Below are 23673 nucleotides of genomic sequence, written 5' to 3' on the forward strand. Positions count from 1 at the left end.
TATGCCAGTACTTGGGTATATACCCCAATCGTAGCTACGGTATATACTGCCTCTCTCTTTTGACTAACTCTATTTCTATACCATGTTTGATATCGCTTTATACGAACCAGAAATCGCGCCGAACACCGGCAACATCATTCGACTTTGTGCCAACTGCGGTGCAAACCTTCATTTGATTGAGCCACTGGGTTTCGATCTGGAAGAGAAAAAAGTGCGCCGTGCAGGCTTGGATTATCATGACTTGGCTCGAGTAACACGTCATAAAAACTATCAGGCATTCTTAGACTATTTAGAGGAAGAGAAGCAAGGTAACTACCGCCTGTTCGCCTGTACAACCAAAACGACAGGTCACCATGTAGATGCTCAGTATCAAGCCGGTGACGTACTGCTTTTCGGTCCGGAGACCCGTGGTTTACCTGCGGAAGTGATTGAAAGCCTGCCTATGGAGCAACGTATTCGTATTCCAATGATGCCAGATGCCCGCAGCCTGAACTTGTCGAATGCCGTCGCTATTATTGCATTTGAAGCATGGCGTCAGATGGGCTTTGAAGGAGCTCAATAATCGCTGAATTATAGTGACAAAAAAGGGCGCCAGATGCGCCCTTTTGTCTTCTGCTGGAACTGATAATTGATCAGTTAAGCTTATTTCGGTCATTACGATCGTCATCGTCGTCTTTACGCTCGTATTCACCTTCGAAGGTATTGCCATTATCCGAGCGAGAATCGAATGGACCACGACGGAATGGATCATCGTCAAATGGCCCCTGCTGCCCAGAAAAACCGCTGTGGAAGCCACCACCGTGGACCGTTTTTACCACCATTTTACTCATCAGGTATTTTGCAATCGCAGCTCTAGGCGCAGGTAACAATACCAACATGCCAAGTGCATCCGTCATGAACCCTGGAGTTAACAGCAGCACGCCAGCTACAGCCAGCATGACACCTTCAAAAATCTGCTGAGCAGGAATTTCACCTTGCTCAAGACGCCCCTGAACTGACATCAGTGTTTGAATACCCTGACTACGCACGAGTGACGCCCCAACAAACGCGGTGATGATCACCAACGCAATGGTCGGCCAGAGGCCTAAAAATCCGCCCACCTGAATAAACAAGCCGATTTCAATGATCGGAACAAAAATAAACGCCAATAATAAGATAGGAAACACACGCCCTCCTTTGTTTAATTCAGTGTAATGGTAAAAGCTAACCAAGCTCAAACGAATCGTTGTAAAAAAGCGTGTTCAGCACTTGTTGATGAAGTAAAAGATGCCTTTCAATTGGCACGATGTAGATAGCCACCATCAGCCAATATGAACAGTAGAAACACTGCCCTGAAACGTAAGGCAATAACCTGTTCATACTTTGCAAACTATTGACGCATTAAAAACCAAAAAGGTGATCTAGTTACTATTTTTATGTGCTAGGTAAAGTATGATGTGCCACATAAGTCAGGACGGATTTTCCAGCCCAAAATTCTGATGAATGGATTCTAGATTGCAGAATAGGCTAATACTCAACCATATTATTAGAATTATCATCTAAGGATCCTGTTATGGCTACTCTATCTGATGCTCAAAAAGCAGTTCACTCAGCCACTCGTATTGAAGAAGATCTATTAGGTCAACGTCATGTCCCTGCAGATGCGTACTACGGTATTCACACTCTACGTGCCATCGAAAACTTCAACATCTCTAACGTAACCATCTCTGACGTACCTGAATTTGTACGTGGTATGGTGATGACCAAGAAAGCCGCAGCATTGGCAAACAAAGAACTTGGCGCGATTCCAAAAGATGTTGCTAACTACATCATCGAAGCATGTGATTTGATCCTGGAAACAGGCAAGTGCATGGATCAATTCCCTTCAGACGTATTCCAAGGTGGCGCTGGCACTTCTGTTAACATGAACACCAATGAAGTAATCGCCAACGTTGCTCTTGAAATCATGGGCAAGGAGAAAGGCCAGTACGAGTTCGTCAACCCGAATGATCACGTCAACAAAAGTCAGTCAACTAACTGTGCTTACCCTACCGGCTTCCGTATTGCGGTTTACAACAGCGTACACAAGTTGATGGAAGCGATTGAGTACCTGAAAGGCGCATTCGAACTTAAAGCAATTGAGTTCAAAGATGTGCTTAAAATGGGCCGTACTCAGCTACAAGACGCGGTACCAATGACGGTTGGTCAAGAGTTCCACGCTTGGGCGGTAACATTAAACGAAGAAATTCGTGCTCTGGACTACACGTCAAAACTACTTCTAGAAATTAACTTGGGCGCGACCGCTATCGGTACGGGCCTGAACACACCAACCGGTTACCAAGCTCTGTCGGTAAAACACCTGGCTGAAGTAACAGGTCTGGACGTGGTTCCTGCGGAAGACCTTATCGAAGCGACGTCAGACTGTGGTGCTTACGTGATGACACACAGTGCCCTAAAACGTCTGGCAGTGAAACTGTCTAAGATTTGTAACGACCTGCGTCTGCTTTCATCTGGCCCACGTGCTGGTCTGAATGAGCTTAACCTTCCTGAAATGCAAGCCGGCTCTTCTATCATGCCAGCGAAAGTGAACCCAGTTATCCCTGAAGTTGTAAACCAAGTGTGCTTTAAAGTACTGGGTAACGACAACACGGTATCTTTCGCAGCAGAAGGCGGCCAGCTACAGCTAAACGTAATGGAACCAGTGATCGCGCAAAGCATGTTTGAGTCCATCTCACTACTGCAAAATGCGTGTATCAACCTGCGTGACAAATGTATCGATGGCATCACAGTGAACAAAGAAGTCTGTGAAAACTACGTATACAACTCCATCGGTATCGTAACCTACCTGAACCCATACATCGGTCACCATGAAGGCGACATCGTCGGTAAGATTTGTGCGGAAACCGGTAAGAGTGTTCGTGAAGTCGTGCTAGAGCGCGGTCTGCTAACAGAAGAAGAACTTGACGAAATCTTAACTGTTGAAAACTTCATGCATCCAACTTACAAAGCGAAACGCTACGAGTAAGTCATCTTCCATAGGGGCCTATAAGGCCCCTTTTTAGGGTTCCGTACGGTTAACCACACTTTTTCTAAGCTTTTTAATGCCATAGCTCTTGGGCTCTGATTCTCTGAACATTTACTCCTGTTCCTGAGTGTTCAAAAAATCAGAATCTATACAAACTAAAGAGGTATCTATAATGGTCATGGTCGAACTCTTCGTGGTTCTGCTCTTTATCTATTTGGGAGCGAGAATCGGCGGTATCGGCATCGGTTTTGCCGGTGGTGCGGGTGTCATTGCATTGTCTTTGATCCTAGGCGTTCCTACTAGCCAGGCTTACATCCCTGTTGATGTAATTTTGATCATCATGTCAGTGATTACCGCTATTGCAGCAATGCAAGTTGCAGGTGGTCTGGACTGGATGGTGCAAGTTGCCGAAAACTTTTTGCGTAAACACCCTGAACGCATCACCTTCTATGCGCCAATCGTGACATACATAATGACACTAATGGCGGGTACTGGTCACACTGCTTTCTCTACTTTGCCAGTAATTGCCGAAGTGGCTAAAGGTCAGGGCGTTCGTCCTTCTCGTCCTTTGTCTATCGCCGTTGTCGCATCGCAAATCGCCATCACAGCATCTCCAATCTCTGCGGCAGTGGTCGCTTTCGCAGCCATGCTTGCTCCATTTGGCGTCGATTACCTCACTCTACTCGCTGTGTGTATTCCAACCACATTCATCGCTTGTATGGTCGGTGCGTTCATTGCGAACTTCATGGGCAGTGAACTAAAAGACGATCCTGAATATCAACATCGTCTGGAAAATGGCCTCATCAAACTCAATACTGAAGAAAAACGCGAGATTCTACCAACAGCGAAGAAAGCAACGTTTATCTTCCTTGGCGCTATCGCCTTCGTAGTGTGCTACGCAGCAGCAATCTCTGGCTCTGTGGGTCTTATCGAGAACCCAGCACTGGGTCGTAACGAAGCGATCATGACAGTCATGCTAGCGGCAGCAGCAGCTATCGTAATGAGCTGTAAGATCGACTCGAGCAAAATTCCAGCGGCGGCAACATTCCGTTCTGGTATGACAGCGTGTGTTTGTGTACTTGGTGTTGCATGGCTAGGCTCTACATTCGTGAACGCGCACGTTGATGGCATTAAAGAAGTAGCTGGTGCACTTCTAGCAGACTACCCATGGATGCTTGCATTGGTGCTCTTCTTCGCTTCTATGCTGCTTTACTCACAAGGCGCAACGACTGTTGCACTGATGCCTGCAGCATTAGCGATTGGTGTCGCACCACTGACTGCGGTTGCATCATTCGCGGCGGTAAGTGCGCTGTTCGTACTACCAACTTACCCAACGCTACTTGCCGCGGTTGAGATGGATGATACTGGCTCAACACGTATTGGTAAGTACGTGTTCAACCACCCATTCTTCCTACCAGGTGTCGCAACCATCGCGTCAGCGGTTACATTAGGCTTCATCTTCGGTGGCCTGCTGATCTAGCAGAAACAGAGTCTTACTCGGGGAGCTTCGGCTCCCTTTTTTATTGCAAGGATTTGAACGTATTGATTAACAAATCTTCACTTTGATGAAACTTATCGGTTAGTCAGCAGGTCTGATTGAGTTACACTTACGGCAATTAGCTAAGACGAATTGAACATTTTATGCGTGCATTACTTTCCGTATTACTCTTAGGGTTGATTACCTTTTCTGCGCCTTCTTTAGCCTTATTCGGCAAGGACCAGTTTAACAATAGTCAGAACAACAACTTCGGTAACAGCAGCGACAGCTTTGTTCCTGTTGATCAAGCGTTTCCGTTTAATTTTTATCAGCAAGATGACAAGCTGATGCTCGACTGGCAGGTACGTGACGGCTACTACCTGTATCAAGAACGTTTGTCGGTATCCGGCGAGAATGTCACACTTGGTGAGTTAGACATGGAGCGTGGGACACCACACAAAGATGAGTTCTTTGGAGAGGTGCATATCTATACCATGCCGCTATTTGTCAATGTTCCGCTTTCAAATTGGCAGGAAGGTGCACGTGTTATCGTCCAGTATCAAGGCTGTGCCTCAGCAGGTTTCTGCTATCCACCAGAAACCCGTGTCATTCCTATCAACGCCTTTACTTCACCGACAGGTTCCGCAGCTACCACTGCACCACAACAGCCAACCCAAAAACAAACTACACAAGCCACGCCAAAAGTAACAAACACAGCGCCGACAGCGCCTGTTACGCAGCAAGACAGTCTGGCGGCAAACCTGGCTGAAAGCTGGTGGACGCCACTGCTGTTCTTAGCTTTAGGTGTCGGCCTTGCTTTTACTCCTTGTGTACTGCCTATGTACCCGATCCTGACCAGCATTGTACTTGGTAGCGGGAAACTCAGCCAACGACGTGCACTTGGCTTGTCGTTTATTTACGTACAAGGTATGGCGCTGACTTATACCCTGCTTGGTCTGGTCGTTGCTTCTGCTGGTATGCAGTTTCAGGCGGCAATGCAGCACCCGTATGTACTCATCGGTCTGAGTGTCTTATTCATCGCGTTGGCAATGTCGATGTTTGGCCTGTATTCGCTGCAACTCCCAAGCAGCGTGCAAACCTGGCTCAATAATCTAAGTAACAAACAGCACGGTGGCAGCGGTACTGGCGTATTTGTGATGGGTGCCATTTCCGGTTTGGTATGCTCACCATGCACCACTGCGCCGCTCTCTGGTGCGCTGCTTTACGTCGCGCAAAGTGGCGATCTACTAACCGGTGGTGTTGCTCTGTACGCCCTGGCTATGGGGATGGGGATTCCTCTGATTCTAGTTGCGGTCTTCGGCAATAAACTGCTGCCGAAAGCGGGTAACTGGATGGGCCGGGTTAAAACGCTATTCGGGTTCATTCTGCTCGCTGCCCCTATCTTCCTGCTTGAACGCCTGTTACCTGAAATGTGGTCAACGTTACTTTGGTCTGTGTTGGGTGTGGCTGCTTTTGGCTGGCTATATCATGTGAAAAACAGCCTCGAGTTTGGCGGCTGGAAACAGAGTGCCGTTGGAATTATTGCCGTTCTGGGATTATTCGCTTCCGCACAACCTGCGTTGAATTATTGGTTTGGTAACAACGAAACTCATGCTCAGCAAGCCAGTGTCAGTTTCACCCGAATTGCGAATGTCGCAGAGCTAGAAGAACAACTGGCGCTAGCAAAAGCGGCAGGTAAACCGGTCATGCTCGACTTTTATGCCGACTGGTGTGTGGCATGTAAGGAGTTTGAGAAGTACACCTTCCATTCGCCAAAAGTCGAAGAAAAGTTGCGAGATTTTGTGCTACTGCAAGCGGATGTGACCAAAAATCAGGTTCAAGATATTGAATTACTCAAGCGTATGAACGTCCTTGGCCTACCAACGATTGAGTTTTGGAACAGTAAAGGAGAGCACGTTTCAAACGCTCGTTTAACTGGTTTCATGCAGGCAGAGCCTTTCTTAGAGCACATCAATCAGTTCTAATCAGACAAATTCAAACGCCAGTAATTTTCTACTGGCGTTTTTATTGCACAAAACAAAAAAATAAAATGAGGGTTATATGCATTTTCTCTAATAAAAGTCGATTTGGTTCAGACTTTTAGCGAATAAATATTGTCCACAATCTCAAAGCTGGACAATAATAAATTTAACCAAATAGTCAAAAGTGTTTAACGTCATGGATTCGACCTACACCATCATCATTGCTGATGATCACCCTCTCTTCCGTAATGCTTTGTTCCAATCGGTACACATGGCGGTGAGTGGTGCCAATCTTCTCGAAGCTGACTCACTCGATGCCTTACTTGCGTTATTGGAGAGGGAAGAGGAGCCAGACTTAGTACTGTTGGATCTCAAGATGCCTGGCGCAAATGGTATGTCGGGCCTGATTCACCTACGTGCTGAATACCCTGACTTACCAGTAGTTGTCGTTTCAGCCAGTGAAGAGCCTGCTATCGTAACTCAGGTTAAAAGTCACGGCGCTTTCGGCTTCATTCCTAAATCAAGCGATATGCGTGAACTCGTTAATGCTATCAATCAGGTGCTTAACGGCGACCCGTACTTCCCTGAAGGTCTGATTACCAATAATGCTGCATGTAGTGACTTGGCAGAGAAGATTGCCACGTTGACGCCGCAGCAATACAAAGTGTTGGGGATGTTGTCAGATGGCTTGCTAAACAAACAAATCGCTTATGAGCTGAATGTATCAGAAGCCACCATCAAAGCGCACATGACGGCAATTTTCCGCAAGCTGGGCGTGAAGAACCGCACTCAAGCTGTCATCATGTTAACGGAAATGAACAACTAAGGTTTATACCAATCGTAGTAAGTAACTGGTCATCCTAGCTTGTTAAAACACTAGATAACTGCGTTAACTTTTCGTTGTAAAAGAAGTTTGATTGTAGAATAACTACTTATCGAAAAATTCTACCTTGTTCTCAAGCGTTTTTCCTGCGCTATTTCTGACCATTGTCTTACTGTGATTGATATTACTCTTCTTCCGATTCCTCTTGTTCAGTAGGCAAGCGTAAGCCTACTTTGGTCACTTGCTGATCGACTACATCAGCAATAATCCAATGCAGCCCTTGCCATTCAAACTGGTCACCCAGTACAGGGGCTGTTCCCAGTTGTTCTTCCACCAAGGTTCTCAGTGTAATACCCAGCGCTTCCTCGCCAAGATCCAAACCATACATCATGGCAACATCGGCCAGTCTGACTTCAATATCCAAAAAGAAATCACCAAAGAAACGAGTCATTGAGGCTTTTTCTGGTGCTTCACTAAACAACAGGCTCAACGCATCTAAATCTTTCTCTTGAGCAAAGACACACAAAGTATCATCTTCTTCCAGCTTGGTACTTCCTGATGGGTGCATCAATTCCTGGTGGCGAAATACCGCCGCAATACGCGTGCCTTCCGGCATAGACAAGCTACGTAATGGCTCCCCAATGCACCATTTGTCTGCTTTCAATCGATAGATAAATAGCTCCCACTCACTGGTAGGATAAACCTCGACACCAATTCGCGATATTGGCTCCGGTTTTGGAGGCAGTTCTACTTTGGCTAGCGACATTGCTTTGGTCAATGTGCCTCCCTGAACAATCAGCGAGACCATAACGACGAAGAACGCGAGGTTAAAATAAAGCTGTGCATCAGGAAGGCCTGCCATCATCGGGAACACCGCCAAAATGATCGGCACGGCACCACGCAACCCCACCCAGGAAACAAACCACTTTTCACGCGGCGTAAAACTTTTGAATGGCAGTAAGCCTACCCACACTGAAATTGGACGAGCAAACAGAATCATACCAAAGGCGAGTGCCAGCCCCGGCAAGGCGATCGACAACAGATTCGAAGGCGTGACCAGCAAACCAAGCACTAGGAACATGCCTATCTGGGCCAACCATGTCATTCCATCCAGCACATGAAGAATCGAGTGGCGGCTGCGCGTAGGACGATTACCTAATAACAGACCGACTAGGTAAATGGACAGAATGCCGCTACCACCGAATGTATTCGATAAGGCAAAAATCAGCAGACCACCACTGACGGTCAGAATGGAGTACAAGCCATCCGGTAGCTGATTGCGGTTTATGATCTTCCATAACAACCAGCCACCAGCAATACCAAGCAATGCACCAATGCCAAACTGCTTCACAAAGCTCAGTGCTAAGAAGCCGACACTTAACTCCGCACCTGAGCTCGACAAAATAGCAATTAAGGTAACGGTGAGAAATACGGCCATCGGATCGTTGGTACCGGATTCGATTTCCAACGTTGAACCGACACGCTCATTGAGACTGCGCCCTTTCAGTAGTGAAAACACCGCAGCAGCATCGGTAGAGCCCACGATAGCACCCACAAGAATCCCTTGCAGTAAGTCCAGATCAAACAGCCAGGTAGCCATCAAACCGGTTAAAAGCGTCGTCATCGCCACACCCAGCGTGGCTAATGACACCGAAGGCCACAACGCCACCCGGAAGCTCGCGACTCGTGTTCTCATGCCACCATCAAGCAGAATAATCGCTAAAGCTAAGTTACTGACTAAATAAGCAATTGAGTAATTATCAAATAATATTCCGCCTAAGCCATCTTCTCCGGCCAACATACCAACCGCAAGAAACACGAGAAGAATAGGAATACCCAGTTTAGAGGACACAGGGCTTAGAAGAACGCTCAGTGCAATCAGCAATGCACCGACGAGAAAAAAGCTATTGATGGTGTTTGCGTCCATTCCACTCTCCCTAATATAAAAGTTATACCCAACGTACTAAGACCGTTAGTCTAACCCCTTATCGTGTCTCAATGCTTTAGTTGAAACGAAAACTTTATGTAAACAAATAACTTGTAGCAATGAGTATAGGTTTCATGAAACAAATGAAGAAAAGATAACGCCAGCAAAAATAATTAGTGAAAAATGTCATTTCGCATTAGACCTTAGGCTAATTTAACACCACGTTAACATGCTAAAACTTTCTTACAATTGCCTTAAGCGCCCATTCTACGGGCGTTTTTTGATTTTTACGCCCCGACTAAAGTTGAAAAGAGTTCTTGCCAACACCTTGCTAATGTACATGGTGAAACATTTTTTTAACAACAATACCAATCGTAAGGAGACGGCAATGGCGTTTGAAAGTGAAGAAAGAGCCAAAGCCTATTGGGACAAGAACGTGAAACTCATGATTGGCCTAATGGTCATCTGGTTCGTTGTGTCTTTCGGCTGCGGCATTTTATTTGTCGATGTACTAAATCAATTTCAACTAGGTGGATACAAACTTGGTTTCTGGTTCGCTCAACAAGGCTCCATCTACGCCTTCCTGGGTATTATTTTCTACTACGCGTGGAAGATGCGCAAAATAGACCGTGAATTCGGCGTGGATGAGTAAGGAGTCACTCAGATGGATTTGAAAACTATTACCTACCTGGTTGTTGGCGCAACCTTCATCCTGTACATCGGGATTGCGATTTGGGCGCGCGCAGGCTCAACCAAAGAGTTCTATGTTGCGGGTGGCGGTGTAAACCCAATCGCGAACGGTATGGCGACAGCAGCAGACTGGATGTCAGCGGCGTCGTTTATTTCGATGGCGGGTCTGATTGCCTTCATGGGATACGGTGGTTCTGTATTCCTAATGGGCTGGACTGGCGGTTACGTTCTGCTTGCTCTGCTTCTTGCTCCTTACCTACGTAAGTTCGGTAAATTTACCGTGCCAGAGTTTGTCGGTGAGCGTTTCTACTCTAAGACAGCGCGTATCGTAGCGGTTGTGTGTCTGATCATCGCGTCAGTAACATACGTTATCGGTCAGATGAAAGGTGTAGGTGTTGCATTCGGTCGCTTCCTAGAAGTAGATTACGCAACAGGTCTACTGATTGGTATGTGTATCGTATTTATGTACGCTGTACTAGGCGGCATGAAAGGCATCACATACACGCAGATTGCTCAATATTGTGTACTCATTCTTGCTTACACTATCCCAGCAGTATTTATCTCTCTGCAATTGACTGGTAACCCAATTCCGCAAATTGGCCTTGGTAGTACCATGGCGGGAACCGATGTCTATCTACTCGATCGGCTCGATCAGGTGGTGACCGAACTCGGCTTTAGTGAATACACCACTCAAGTTCGTGGTGATACACTAAACATGTTTGCTTACACCATGTCACTGATGATCGGTACGGCTGGTCTGCCACACGTAATCATCCGTTTCTTTACGGTACCTAAGGTTCGTGACGCACGTACATCAGCAGGTTGGGCACTAATCTTCATTGCTATTCTTTACACAACAGCACCTGCAGTATCAGCAATGGCGCGCCTAAACCTAATGAACACAGTTAACCCGGCGCCTGGCCAACACCTAGCTTACGACGAGCGTCCTGCTTGGTTTAAAAACTGGGAAAAAACAGGCCTGCTAGGTTTCGATGATAAGAACGGTGATGGCAACATTCAGTACACTTCTGATGCGGCTACTAACGAGCTAAAAGTTGATAACGACATCATGGTACTGGCTAACCCAGAGATTGCTAAGCTACCAAACTGGGTAATCGCATTGGTTGCGGCAGGTGGTCTGGCAGCAGCACTATCAACCGCTGCGGGTCTACTACTGGCGATTTCGTCCGCGATATCTCACGACTTAATCAAAGGGGTCATTAACCCGAATATCTCCGAGAAGAAAGAGCTCCTTGCCAGCCGGATTTCCATGGCAGTGGCAATTGCGGTAGCAGGCTACTTAGGTCTACACCCACCGGGCTTCGCGGCAGGTACCGTTGCACTGGCCTTTGGTCTGGCAGCGTCCTCTATCTTCCCTGCATTGATGATGGGTATCTTCAGTAAGAGCATCAACAAAGAAGGCGCTATCGCAGGTATGATTGCTGGTATCAGTATCACGCTGTTCTACGTGTTCCAACACAAAGGTATCCTATTCATCGCGGATTGGACTTACCTGGAAAGCTGGGGCAGCAACTGGTTCCTAGGCATTGAGCCAAACGCGTTTGGTGCAATTGGTGCGCTATTCAACTTCATCGTGGCGTTCGCAGTATCGAGAGTAACAGCAGAAACACCACAAGAAGTGAAAGATCTGGTTGAGCACGTACGTGTACCAGTAGGTGCGGGCCAAGCTGTCGACCACTAATTATAATTAGAACCACAAAGCCCCGTCTGGAAACATCTGTCCGGGGCTTTTTTATTCTCTATTTTCAGTTACTATTTCGAAGTCTGTCGTTGCAAGGAAGCCAAGATGTTCAAAAACAAGCACTTAATTATCGCCCTGTTAATCGCTCCGATCCTATCGTTAATTGCCTACTTCGGTACGGATTTAGCGTTAAGTGAAAAGCCTCATGCCGCGAAAGAAGGTGAAAGTTATAAATTGGCCAGCAAGTCCAATTGTCGCTACACCAGTGGTCTTTGTGATATGGAAAATGGCGATTTTAAAGTGAAGTTTCGCTCTGAGAAGCTAACGAAAGACAGTCTAGAATTGTCTCTCAATGCGGCTTTCCCACTGGAAGGCGTGAAAGTTTCTGTGGTCGCAAATCAGGAAAAGAACGCGCAGCCAGTCGATATGAAGCCCGCTGATCAAGCAGGTAAAAACTGGTACATCACCTTACCGAAACCAAAATCAGCAGAAAGCTGGTTAAGAGTGGTCATTCAGTCAGAAGGAACGCTCTACTACGGCGAGACTCAAACGGCTTTCGTGAAATACGAGACCCTGTTTACCGAATAACTGAAATAAAGAACAAAATAGAAAGCTGGGCTTAATTGTAGGGATATAGCTCACTTGCTCCAAGCCGATGCCTGTATTCATGCATCGGCTTTTTTGTCATCAAAATCCTCGTAAATCACCTATGGTTGATAAGAGACTTAGGTTTGAGAACAGAGGAGCAAGTCATGACCAGAGACTTTCGTATTGAAACCGACAGTATGGGTGAGGTGAAAGTCCCTTCTGATGCTCTTTATCAGGCTCAAACTCAACGTGCCGTAGACAATTTTTCCATCAGCAGACACACCATGCCACAAGGCTTCATCCTTGCTCTAGCACATATCAAACAAACCGCAGCACTGACTAATGCTCAATTAGGAATATTAGACAGTAAAATTGCCGATGCGATAGCGAATGCAGCGCAATCGATCATCGACGGGCAACATCTGGAGCAATTTCCGATTGATGTTTTCCAAACCGGCTCTGGTACCAGCTCAAATATGAATGCCAATGAGGTGATCGCAACGCTGGCTGCCCAGACTCTTGGAGAAAGCGTAAGCCCCAATGATCACGTCAATATGGGCCAAAGCAGTAACGATGTCGTGCCAACGGCGATTCAGGTCAGCGTAGCACTGGCGATCGAAAAGCAACTGATTCCCGCTTTGGAGCACCTTTGCCAGACACTCGGCACTAAACAACAAGCCTTGAAAGACGTGGTAAAAACAGGTCGAACTCATCTGATGGACGCCATGCCGATTACCCTTGCCCAAGAACTTGGAGGATGGCAGTACCAAATCGAACACGCCAAACAAGCAATTGAACAAGCTTTGCCAGCCGTGAAGGCACTGGCGCAAGGTGGTACCGCAGTAGGTACTGGGATCAATGCCGATCCGCGATTCGCCCCACTTTTCGCAGACAATCTTTCACAATCAACAAATGTAGCGTTTTGTTCCAGTCCAAATTTCTTTTTTAATCTCAGCAGTCAGGATGCGATCGTCGCCCTATCCGGACAGCTCAAAACGTCAGCAGTTGCGATCCTGAAGATCGCAAACGATCTTCGCTGGATGAATTCCGGACCACTAGCAGGGTTGGGAGAAATTGAGTTAAAAGGACTTCAGCCCGGTTCTTCCATCATGCCGGGGAAAGTAAACCCTGTTATTCCAGAAGCTGTCGCCATGGCCTGCGCCCAAGTTATTGGTAATGACACCACCATCACCATTGCGGGTCAGTCTGGTAACTTTCAGCTCAACGTGATGCTGCCTGTCATTGCTCATAATGTATTAGAAAGCATTGAGCTACTATCCAACAGCGCCACTGCACTGGCAGACAAAGCCGTCGCAACGTTTGAAGTCAGGCAAGATAATCTTGATGTGGCGTTAGCCAAGAACCCTATTCTGGTCACCGCACTTAATCCGGTTATTGGTTACCTGAAAGCTGCCGAAATCGCGAAAAAGGCTTATAAACAAGGACGGGCGATCATTGATGTCGCTGAAGAGGAAACCGACTTAGATCGTGCGACACTGGAGAAACTGCTGAATCCAACCAAATTGACGCAAGGCGGGGTGGCTGAGTAATTCGTCCAGCCTCAAACACAAAGACCTCCAACTGGAGGTCTTTATCTAACTTTAAATAACTGAAACTAAATAAAATTAGGCTACTCGGTTTAGTACCGAACGCAACTTCAACGGTTTAACGGGTTTGGCGATAAAGCTAAATCCATTCGCTTTGATGCCATCGAGCATATCATCGGTACGGTCCGCACTGATGATGACACCTTCAAAGCGATTACCCAGACGAAGACGGCACTGTTGCAGCACTTCCAATCCAGTGCGTCCGTTATCCAGTCGGTAATCCGAGAAGATCACATCCGGCACCCAGCCATCATCCAGCGCTTTCAGACTTTCGACTAAGTCGGCGGCCAGTCGTGTATCACAGCCCCAACGCGATAACAGGTTATCCATTCCCACTAAAATATCTGGCTCATTGTCGACACACAGAATTTTCAGATGGCATAGCTCAGACTGAGTACTGCTTGGCATCGTCACTGTGCTGATGACCTGTACGCTCTCGGCTCTGTCGAGCGTAATCGAGAAGACACTGCCTTTGCCATGCCAGGAGCGCATCGAGATTTCATGTCCCAGCACCTGCGCTATCCCTTTCGATATCGCCAGCCCCAACCCTAAGCCCTGATCAGAGCGAACTTGAGAGCCTCGGTTAAATTCTTCAAAGATCTCCTGCTGTTTCTCTTCTTCAATGCCCATACCGTTATCCCAGACATCAATACGCACTCGACCTTTGACGCGGCGCACACCCAAAGCGACTTTGCCGTTTGGACTATAGCGGAACGCATTAGTAAGAAAGTTTTGCACCACTCGGCGCAGAAGTTTGGGGTCAGAATTCACCGTCAGTGAGGAAGGGATCATCGTAAACTCAATACCCTGTTGTTTCGCCAGCGCACTGAACTCCGCATTTAAATTCGCCAATACATCATTTACAGCGAACCCACAGACATGCACTTCAAGCTTGCCTGACTCCAGACGGGAAATATCCAACAAGTCGCCAATCAAATCTTCTGCGGCACCGAGTGCACTTTCGATATGAGAAGAGAGCTTTTTCGTCTCGTCGTCTTTGGCGACTTCAGAAAGGGAAGAGGCAAACAGCCTTGCAGCATTAAGAGGCTGCATCAGGTCGTGGCTCACCGCCGCGAGGAATCGTGACTTTGACTTCGATTCTAAATCTGAACGCTGCGTCGCCGCCACCAGCTGTTTGTTAAGCCGTTCAAGTTCACGGGTACGAAGTCGCACGCGTTCCTCAAGCGTCTCATTGGCTTCTTTTAGTGCTTGTTCGGCATCGCGGAACACGGTGATGTCAGTAAAACTCATGACAAAACCACCACCCGGCATTGGATTCCCCTGCACTTCAATCACTCGACCGTCAGGGCGAACACGAGACGATGTATGCCGCGTTCCTTGCTCAAGATGGTAAACCCGGCGACGAACATGGTCATCTGGATCACCCGGGCCGCATAAACCTTGCTCGGCATTGTGGCGAATGACATCTGCGATTGGACGGCCGACCTGAATTAACCCCGGAGGAAATTCAAACAACTCAAGATAACGTTGGTTCCATGCCACCAGCCGCAATTGTTTATCGACCACAGCGATACCCTGGCCAATATGCTCGATCGCCCCTTGCAGTAGCCCTCGGCTGAAATCGTACAGTTCAGAAGCTTCATCAACGATGGTCGCGACTTCTTCGAGCTGCATGTTTCTTCCCTGCAAGGCAGAAGTAAGTACTAACTTAGCAGAAGATGCACCGAAGACCCCCGCGAGCACACGTTCAGTGTGTCGTATCAATGAAGACGGTGCTTGCTGGTTCGGCATCAGCTCTTCACGTTGCTGGCTCCAATAGGCCTGAAACGCAACTTTAACGCGAGATCGCCCAACAAAACGAGAGGCGAGCATTTCCAGTTCAGCCACGGTAACGCGGCTCTGGTAAAGGCTCATATTTTCGCTTTCTGGCAACGGTGTACCAACAAACGAAGCCGATTGTAAGCGCTCACTTAGGCTTGGACGAGTAATCAGAGAAACGACGACAAAACAGGCGGTATTGGCCGCGACACTGAGAATCATTCCCCAGTCAGAGATCGCAATATCAAACTGAGTTAGCATCTCTGGTGGCGTAATAAGCCAAATCAGAAAGTTACTGCTAGCGTTACCCGCAAGCATGTCGGTTTGGCTCATTAGGGTGATAAGCCAAATAGTAAAACCAACCGCAAGACCGACATAAACGCCCTTCTTGTTTCCCTGACGCCAATACATCCCGCCAATCAGTGCCGGCGCGAATTGAGTGATGGCTGCAAACGAGAGAAAGCCTATCGCAGAGAGTGAGTGGATACTATCAAGTGCCTGATAAAAGCCCCATGCACCAATCAAAAGAATCAGGATAAGTGCGCGACGAATACGCAGCAGCAACTGAGAAAAGTGCTGATGATTACGTTGGGACAGGCGCATACGACGTAAAAGCAGTGGCATCGCCAGATCATTCGATACCATGATGGCTAACGCGATAGTCGAAACGATCACCATCCCACTTGCTGCGGAAGTGCCACCAAGGAATGCCAGTAACGCAATCTCGCTCGCGCCAACCGCCATCGGCACACTGATAACAAAAGTATCTGGCGACGCATCACTCAGCAGTCCTTGCCCTACCCACGCAATCGGCAAGACAAAAATACCCATTAAAATCAGATAGAGTGGAAACAACCAGCGGGCAACATGCAGATCCTGAGCGCGCTCGTTTTCCACCACCATGGTATGAAATTGACGAGGTAAACAAACGATCGCCAACATGGTAAGCACGGTATGGATCAGAATGGTAGGAATGTTGGGCGGCTGATAGGTTTCGGTAGCGACATCTATCAGACTGAGGTTTTCTGCACTCATTGCCAGCCAGACAATAAATACACCAACCACTAAAAATGCCATCAGCTTGATGATCGACTCAAAGGCGATCGCCATCATCATGCCCCGGTGGTGCTCGGTGTTATCGATATGACGCGTACCGAATAAAATGGTAAAGATGGCCAGTGCCATTACCACAAACCAAGAGACACTGTCGTTCTGATAACCAAAGTCTGACGCAAGCTCAGGCGCAATGATTTCCAGCCCCATGGTGATGCCACGTAACTGCAATGCGATATAAGGAAGAATCCCCGCGACGGCAATCAGCGTTACGGCAACCGCTAATCCCTGCGATTTTCCATAACGTGCGCCAATGAAATCAGCAATAGAGGTAATGTGTTCACGCTTGGCGATCAATATCAGCCTGGCAAGCACTCGCCAACCAAGCGTAAAGACCAGAATCGGCGCAATGTAGATGGGCAGAAAAGACCAGGGATTACTGCTCGCTTGGCCCACCGTGCCGTAGAACGTCCAGGAGGTACAATACACAGCAATAGACAAGCTGTAGATCCAAGGCCGCCATCTGGCTAGCCACCTTCTCTGGTTGTCTCCATACCACGCGATTATAAATAGGGCTCCCAAGTACGCCAAAGAAACGGGAACCACCAGCCATCCTTGCATCCGATATCCTTTATGACCTTGCTTACAAAAAACAAAAACCTCTCCGTAAGGGAGAGGTTTCATTTAACACTGCTTTCACAACAGAGACAAAGATTAGTTTTTAACCTTTGTCACAGAAGTCTAATTCTGTGTTTCAAGTGTTTTATCCGACAGGTCAACAACATGCCTTGCTGGCTCTTGCGGATCCAGTTTAATGAACAGTGCAATCAATCCCATCACAGCCATTCCCCAGAACACAAACGCGCCCCAGTGTTCATAAGCCCAACCACTGAGCACCGTCATCAGCGCAGTAAATGCCCCAAGCGCAATCGCGTTATATAGCGCCTGTAACGCAACCATTTTATTCTCTGAAGAGTTTTGGATGTATTGAATCGCAGCAATATGCGCAGCCGCAAACGTCACGCCATGTAGCAGCTGGACGATAACCAAAGCTAGAATTGACGTTGTACCTGCCGTGATCCCCCAACGCAACATCACACCGCAAGCCGCAATTACAAACAGTGAACGCAGAGAACGACCAGCAAAGATGCGCTTGCTCAATGCAAATACGGCAACTTCTGCTGCCACCCCCAGACTCCAAAGGTAACCAATCACATCTTCAGAGTGACCTGCGGATTTCCAGTGGATCGCACTAAAGCCATAATACGCCGCATGGCTGCCCTGAATTAGCGACACAAGCACTAAAAACTTAAGGACAGATTTCTCGGTTAACAGTGCCGACAATTTAGGACGTTCAGCGTGCTGATCACTGAGCGTTACCGGCATTGGGTTAGTCATACGCATCGCAAACAATAAGGCTATAGTTAAACCCGCCATTGCGGTGTACAGAATCATATTCGCACCAAAACCTGCCACTAAGTAACCAACCACGGTAGAACCAGCGATAAACGCGATCGAGCCCCATAAACGTGAACGCCCGTAGTCGAGCACTTTTAAACGCGCATAATAATTCGCCATCGCATCAGAGAGCGGGATAATGGGGCCACAACATAAGTTAAATAGAATGGTAGCCAACGCCATTAACCAAAAGTTACCGCCGGTAAAAAAATGGAATCCTACAAAAATAAGACCGGCGAAACTCAACCAACGTAATGCTGGCATCAAACGCTCCACTCTATGCACTCGAGGAGTGATCACCAGATTCGCAACACAGCGAGTTGCCAAGCCTAAACCTACTAGCAAGCCAATATCAGTCGGCGTGACACCCTGCTCTTTAAACCACAATGACCAAAATGGCAGATAGACGCCATACGCAAAAAAGAATCCGAGAAAGTACTGGGAGATCCAGCCATACGGAGAAGGTTTTAGCATTATTATTTTCCTAAAATGGGAACACCAACGTTATGAGCGTGGATTATGGATCGCGAAACGGAGTAGAAAAAGGGAAGAATCGGCAACTTACCGTTTCCTCGATGGGATACAAACTTTTAAAAATCAAGAAAGCGTGGATTTTAACGCCCTGGATTTAGACCAAAGTCGTCTGGCTTATGGGAGGAAATTTGTCAGACTTAGAATGTGTTCCTCCCAATTTTAGGGTTTCTTATGCCTGATAAGTTTAATATGCAATCTCCCCCGTTCGATCGCCTGACCAGCAAGCAGCAAGCGCGACTGCGTTCGTCTCTCGACGTGGCATATTATCGAACTCGAGATGTGATTTTATCTTGTGGGCAAACCAACCCTCATTTGCATATTTTGATCAAAGGTGCCGTGGAAGAGCGCTCCAAAGACCAGAGCGAAGTTTTCGCTCACTATGCCAATGACGATATGTTTGATGTCCGTTCTTTGTTTGAAGAGAGTGTGCGTCATCAATATGTAGCGCTTGAGGATACGCTGTCCTATTTGCTGCCAAAAGAAGTGTTTCTTGAACTCTATAACGAGAATGGACAATTCGCAGCGTACTTCGATAACAACCTATCTAAACGACAGGCATTAATCGAAGCCGCGCAGCAACAGCAAAATCTGGCCGAGTTTATTCTGACTAAAGTCGATAAGAGCATTTACCATCCTCCGATGATTCTTAAGCCCGACATGCCTATCAATGATGTCACACGAACATTGAAGGAAAACGGCATCGACGCCGCATTAGTTGAGCTCAACCCAGATGATCCACGCCTCGAAAAATGGCCTTCAGCGCATCCGTACGCCATTGTCACGCGAACGAACATGCTCCATTCCGTGATGTTAGATAACTGCGCTGTCGATACACCTGTGGGCGAGATCGCCACCTTCCCGGTTTACCACGTTGATGAAGGCGACTTCCTGTTTAATGCCATGATTACGATGACGCGCCACAGGATGAAGCGCCTGATGGTCTGCGATGGTAATCAAGCCATTGGCATGTTGGATATGACGCAGATCCTCAGTGCATTCTCCACTCATTCACACGTGCTTACGCTCAGCATCGCCAGAGCCAGCAGTGTCGAAGAACTCGCTCTGGCGTCCAACCGACAACGCCAGTTGGTAGAGAGTCTGGTCAGAAACGGCATTCGCACCCGATTTATCATGGAATTGATATCTGCCGTTAATGAACAAATTATCGAGAAAGCGTTTGAATTAGTGGTGCCACCAGCACTCCACGACCACTGCTGCTTAATTGTTTTAGGCTCGGAAGGCCGAGGGGAACAGATCCTCAAGACCGACCAAGATAACGCGCTGATCATTAAAGACGGTTTAGAGTGGTCGCACAGTGAACAAGTGATGCAATCATTCACCCACACCCTGCAGCAACTGGGTTATCCGCTCTGCCCTGGCAAAGTGATGGTCAACAATCCTAAATGGGTAAACTCTCAATCAGAGTGGATTCGAACCCTTGATAATTGGATTTCAAAAGCGCAGCCAGAACAAATCATGGACTTAGCCATCTTCAGTGATGCGCAAGCCATTGCCGGCAATCGAGAATTACTCACTCCCGTCGCCAACCATCTCAGAGACACAATGAAAGATCGCATGTTGATCCTGTCCGACTTTACCCGTCCAGCGTTGCAGTTTTCTGTGCCTCTAACTCTGTTTGGTAACGTAAAAAGTGCCAAAGATGGCTTAGATATCAAACGCGGCGGTATTTTCCCGATAGTGCACGGCATCCGAACTCTGTCTCTCGAATATGCCATTGAAGAGAAAAATACCTTTGCCCGCATAGAAGCTTTAAGAAACAAACGAATTTTAGAGCCAGAAACGGCGGATAACTTAAACGAAGCACTTAAATTGTTCTTTAAGCTTCGGCTCAATCAGCAACTTAACCAACAAGAGGCACAGAATAATATCGACCTCAAACAACTCGACAGAACAGAGCGCGACTTGCTGCGTCATAGCCTGCATGTCGTGAAAAAGTTTAAGCAGTTTTTAGGTTTCCACTATCAGATCCGTGATTAAGCCCGGTAAGTTGTAAAAGAGGTATCTGGGATGAATTGGCTACAACGAAAATATTGGCACTATAAACTGAAAGGCTCGCCTTATCAGTCGTTATTTTGTGCACCAGATAAAACCGAGCTGGTTTCTCTCGACTGCGAAACCACCAGCCTAGACCCGAATAGAGCAGAGCTGGTGACCATCGCAGCCACTAAAATCATTGATAACCGCATTATCACCAGCCAACCATTCGAAGTGCATTTGCGAGCGCCACAATCTCTCGATTCCGGCTCGGTAAAAATCCACAAAATTCGCCATCAGGATTTAGTCGACGGCATCAGCGAAAAGGATGCGCTACTGAAATTAATAGACTTTATCGGCAATCGTCCGCTCGTCGGCTACCACATCCGTTACGACAAAAAAATCTTAGACCTCGCCTGCCAAAGACAACTGGGCTTCCCGCTGCCCAACCCTCTTATTGAAGTAAGCCAGATTTACCACGACAAGCTGGAGCGACATTTACCGAACGCCTATTTCGACTTAAGTCTGGAGGCGATTTGCAAGCACCTTGAGCTGCCAATTCAAGATAAGCACGACGCTTTGCAAGATGCGATATCCGCAGCATTGGTATTTGTTCGTTTAACCAAAGGCGATTTACCGAGTCTCAGCGTGCCATACACATAATTCCTGTTGACCTGGCTCCCATAATTACTTTTATTTCAACCCTTTTTCGGTAGATCCCTCTCTATCATCCTAAAGTCTAATTGTGGAAATACGCGCTGTGACTGAAAGTTATTAGCACAAGGTCAGTCTTGCGACGACCAACTGTTTAAAACAAATATCCGTTCTATTCTTTATGTTTTAGAAAATCATAATGTTGATAGAGCGGGTAAATACAACAGCCCGACAAAGTAAAGATTCAAAGTCTTATGTAGATTGTTGTAAGGCCGAGAAATAAAGGCACAAGGAGAGAAGCCATGAGCGAAGCCCACGTTTATCCGGTAAAAGAAAACATTAAAACTCATACACACGCGGATAATGAAACCTACCTAGCCATGTATCAGCAGTCGGTAACCGACCCAGAGGGCTTCTGGAACGAGCACGGCAAAATCGTTGATTGGATTAAACCTTTCACCCAAGTAAAAAGCACCTCTTTCGACACGGGTCACGTCGACATCCGCTGGTTTGAAGACGGCACACTTAACGTATCAGCAAACTGTATTGACCGCCATCTAGCAGAACACGGCGACGACGTAGCAATCATCTGGGAAGGCGATGACCCTGCAGACGATAAAACGCTGACGTTCAATGAACTACACAAAGAAGTATGTAAATTCTCAAACGCACTGAAAGATCAAGGCGTACGTAAAGGCGACGTAGTTTGTCTCTACATGCCAATGGTACCTGAAGCTGCAATCGCGATGCTGGCTTGTACCCGCATCGGCGCAGTCCACACTGTGGTATTCGGCGGTTTCTCACCAGAAGCACTTTCTGGCCGTATCATTGACTCAGACGCTAAAGTTGTCATCACCGCTGACGAAGGCGTTCGTGGCGGACGTGCGGTTCCACTTAAAAAGAATGTTGATGAAGCACTGACTAACCCAGACGTGAAAACCATCAGCAAAGTGTTGGTTCTTAAACGTACGGGTGGCGATGTTGAATGGCATGATCACCGTGATGTTTGGTGGCATGAAGCAACCGCAAGTGTTTCTGACGTTTGCCCTCCAGAAGAGATGAAAGCCGAAGATCCACTTTTCATCCTTTACACCTCAGGCTCTACGGGTAAACCTAAAGGCGTACTGCATACCACTGGTGGATACCTTGTTTATGCCGCAATGACATTTAAATACGTCTTCGACTACCAGCCAGGCGAAACCTTCTGGTGTACTGCTGACGTGGGTTGGATTACTGGTCACACGTACCTTATCTACGGTCCATTAGCGAACGGCGCTAAAACCATCTTGTTTGAAGGTGTGCCAAATTACCCAAGCACAAGCCGTATGAGCGAAGTGGTTGATAAGCATCAAGTGAACATCCTTTACACTGCGCCAACTGCGATTCGTGCGCTAATGGCAAAAGGTAATGAAGCGGTTGAAGGCACGTCTCGTTCAAGCCTTCGCATCATGGGTTCGGTAGGTGAGCCAATCAACCCAGAAGCATGGGAGTGGTACTACAAGACCATCGGTAACGAAAATTCACCGATTGTCGATACTTGGTGGCAAACTGAAACAGGCGGCATCTTGATTGCTCCACTACCAGGCGCTACAGATCTAAAACCAGGTTCCGCGACCCGTCCATTCTTCGGCGTACAACCTGCGCTTGTCGATAACATGGGTAACATTATTGAAGGTGCAGCTGAAGGCAACCTTGTGATTCTTGATTCGTGGCCAGGTCAGATGCGTACGGTCTATGGTGACCATGAACGCTTCGAACAAACTTACTTCTCAACCTTCAAGGGCATGTACTTCACCAGTGATGGCGCTCGTCGTGACGAAGATGGTTACTACTGGATCACAGGCCGTGTGGATGACGTATTGAACGTATCTGGACACCGTATGGGTACCGCAGAGATTGAATCTGCCCTAGTCGCGCACCACAAGATTGCAGAAGCAGCCATCGTAGGTATCCCGCACGACATCAAAGGTCAGGCTATCTATGCTTACATCACGCTAAACGATGGTGAATTCCCTTCAGCGGAACTGCACAAAGAAGTTAAAGACTGGGTGCGTAAAGAGATCGGTCCAATTGCAACACCAGATGTACTGCACTGGACGGATTCCCTACCGAAGACTCGCTCTGGTAAGATCATGCGTCGAATTCTGCGTAAGATTGCAACTGGTGATACGAGCAACCTGGGTGACACGTCAACGCTTGCAGACCCTAGCGTCGTAGACAAACTTATCGCTGAAAAAGCTGAGCTGGCGTAAGCTAACTAGCCAGTTTTAAACAAATAACAAAAAACCGCCACTTTGATGGCGGTTTTTTTGCTTTGGGACGCAAGTTAGCCACACCCTTGATGTGGTCATTAGGTTATTTTTGTTAACTTGGTTGCAGAAAGAACATGAGCTATTGGGA

16 protein-coding genes are annotated in these 23673 nt (G+C 47.4%); 12 read left to right on the forward strand and 4 right to left on the reverse strand.

Features of this window, described 5'->3' with window-relative positions:
- Positions 1-82: 82 nt before the first annotated feature.
- A complete protein-coding gene (gene trmL / locus VEJY3_RS14785) occupies positions 83-562 on the forward strand; it encodes a tRNA (uridine(34)/cytosine(34)/5-carboxymethylaminomethyluridine(34)-2'-O)-methyltransferase TrmL (RefSeq protein ID WP_014233243.1) in 480 nt (159 codons plus the stop codon).
- A 70-nt stretch (positions 563-632) separates the two neighbouring features.
- On the opposite strand, the gene VEJY3_RS14790 is transcribed toward trmL, so the two are convergent.
- Positions 633-1166 carry an FxsA family protein gene (locus VEJY3_RS14790; RefSeq protein ID WP_014233244.1) on the reverse strand — a complete coding sequence of 178 codons (534 nt, stop codon included), beginning with the start codon at positions 1164-1166 and terminating at the stop codon, positions 633-635.
- 386 nt (positions 1167-1552) lie between these two features.
- On the opposite strand from VEJY3_RS14790, the gene aspA reads away from it, so the two are divergent.
- The 4 genes from aspA (at position 1553) to VEJY3_RS14810 (ending at position 7289) form a co-directional block, all read left to right on the forward strand.
- Entirely contained in the window at positions 1553-3004 is a 1452-nt protein-coding gene (gene aspA, locus VEJY3_RS14795) for an aspartate ammonia-lyase (protein WP_014233245.1), read from the forward strand.
- A gap of 172 nt (positions 3005-3176) precedes the next feature.
- Positions 3177-4484 (forward strand): anaerobic C4-dicarboxylate transporter, encoded by a 1308-nt coding sequence (locus VEJY3_RS14800; protein ID WP_014233246.1) that lies wholly within the window; start codon positions 3177-3179, stop codon positions 4482-4484.
- 161 nt (positions 4485-4645) lie between these two features.
- Complete coding sequence (locus VEJY3_RS14805) at positions 4646-6466, forward strand: protein-disulfide reductase DsbD (RefSeq protein WP_014233247.1); 1821 nt, start codon at positions 4646-4648, stop codon at positions 6464-6466.
- A gap of 193 nt (positions 6467-6659) precedes the next feature.
- The gene (locus VEJY3_RS14810) at positions 6660-7289 is read left to right on the forward strand and encodes a response regulator transcription factor (protein WP_014233248.1); all 630 of its coding nucleotides are present in this window, start codon (positions 6660-6662) and stop codon (positions 7287-7289) included.
- 181 nt (positions 7290-7470) lie between these two features.
- On the opposite strand, the gene VEJY3_RS14815 is transcribed toward VEJY3_RS14810, so the two are convergent.
- The gene (locus VEJY3_RS14815; protein ID WP_014233249.1) at positions 7471-9213 is read right to left on the reverse strand and encodes a potassium/proton antiporter; all 1743 of its coding nucleotides are present in this window, start codon (positions 9211-9213) and stop codon (positions 7471-7473) included.
- Between the two features lie 388 nt (positions 9214-9601).
- Between VEJY3_RS14815 and VEJY3_RS14820 the strand changes: the two genes are divergently transcribed.
- The 4 genes from VEJY3_RS14820 (at position 9602) to VEJY3_RS14835 (ending at position 13743) form a co-directional block, all read left to right on the forward strand.
- Positions 9602-9865, forward strand: a complete 264-nt coding sequence (locus tag VEJY3_RS14820) for a DUF4212 domain-containing protein (protein ID WP_014233250.1) — start codon at positions 9602-9604, stop codon at positions 9863-9865.
- Between the two features lie 12 nt (positions 9866-9877).
- Positions 9878-11605, forward strand: a complete 1728-nt coding sequence (locus VEJY3_RS14825; protein ID WP_014233251.1) for a sodium:solute symporter family protein — start codon at positions 9878-9880, stop codon at positions 11603-11605.
- Between the two features lie 105 nt (positions 11606-11710).
- Positions 11711-12193, forward strand: a complete 483-nt coding sequence (locus VEJY3_RS14830; RefSeq protein ID WP_014233252.1) for a hypothetical protein — start codon at positions 11711-11713, stop codon at positions 12191-12193.
- 164 nt (positions 12194-12357) lie between these two features.
- Positions 12358-13743, forward strand: coding sequence for a lyase family protein (locus VEJY3_RS14835; protein WP_014233253.1), 1386 nt, complete (start codon positions 12358-12360; stop codon positions 13741-13743).
- A 75-nt stretch (positions 13744-13818) separates the two neighbouring features.
- Here VEJY3_RS14835 and VEJY3_RS14840 read toward each other — a convergent pair whose 3' ends face one another.
- Both VEJY3_RS14840 and VEJY3_RS14845 read right to left on the reverse strand, forming a co-directional pair.
- On the reverse strand, positions 13819-17253 hold the full coding sequence (locus VEJY3_RS14840; protein ID WP_014233254.1) for a hybrid sensor histidine kinase/response regulator: 3435 nt from the start codon (positions 17251-17253) through the stop codon (positions 13819-13821).
- Between the two features lie 120 nt (positions 17254-17373).
- Positions 17374-18564 (reverse strand): 3-phenylpropionate MFS transporter, encoded by a 1191-nt coding sequence (locus tag VEJY3_RS14845; RefSeq protein WP_014233255.1) that lies wholly within the window; start codon positions 18562-18564, stop codon positions 17374-17376.
- Positions 18565-18795: 231 nt separating this feature from the next.
- Here VEJY3_RS14845 and VEJY3_RS14850 point away from each other — a divergent pair, with 231 nt between their 5' ends.
- The 3 genes from VEJY3_RS14850 to acs all read left to right on the forward strand — a co-directional run bounded on the left by VEJY3_RS14850 (position 18796) and on the right by acs (position 23525).
- Entirely contained in the window at positions 18796-20622 is a 1827-nt protein-coding gene (locus VEJY3_RS14850; RefSeq protein ID WP_014233256.1) for a DUF294 nucleotidyltransferase-like domain-containing protein, read from the forward strand.
- 30 nt (positions 20623-20652) lie between these two features.
- The gene (locus tag VEJY3_RS14855; protein WP_014233257.1) at positions 20653-21282 is read left to right on the forward strand and encodes a 3'-5' exonuclease; all 630 of its coding nucleotides are present in this window, start codon (positions 20653-20655) and stop codon (positions 21280-21282) included.
- A gap of 293 nt (positions 21283-21575) precedes the next feature.
- Positions 21576-23525, forward strand: a complete 1950-nt coding sequence (acs, locus tag VEJY3_RS14860; RefSeq protein WP_014233258.1) for an acetate--CoA ligase — start codon at positions 21576-21578, stop codon at positions 23523-23525.
- Positions 23526-23673 lie beyond the last annotated feature (148 nt).

The organism is Vibrio sp. EJY3 (assembly GCF_000241385.1).
GTDB lineage: Bacteria > Pseudomonadota > Gammaproteobacteria > Enterobacterales > Vibrionaceae > Vibrio > Vibrio natriegens.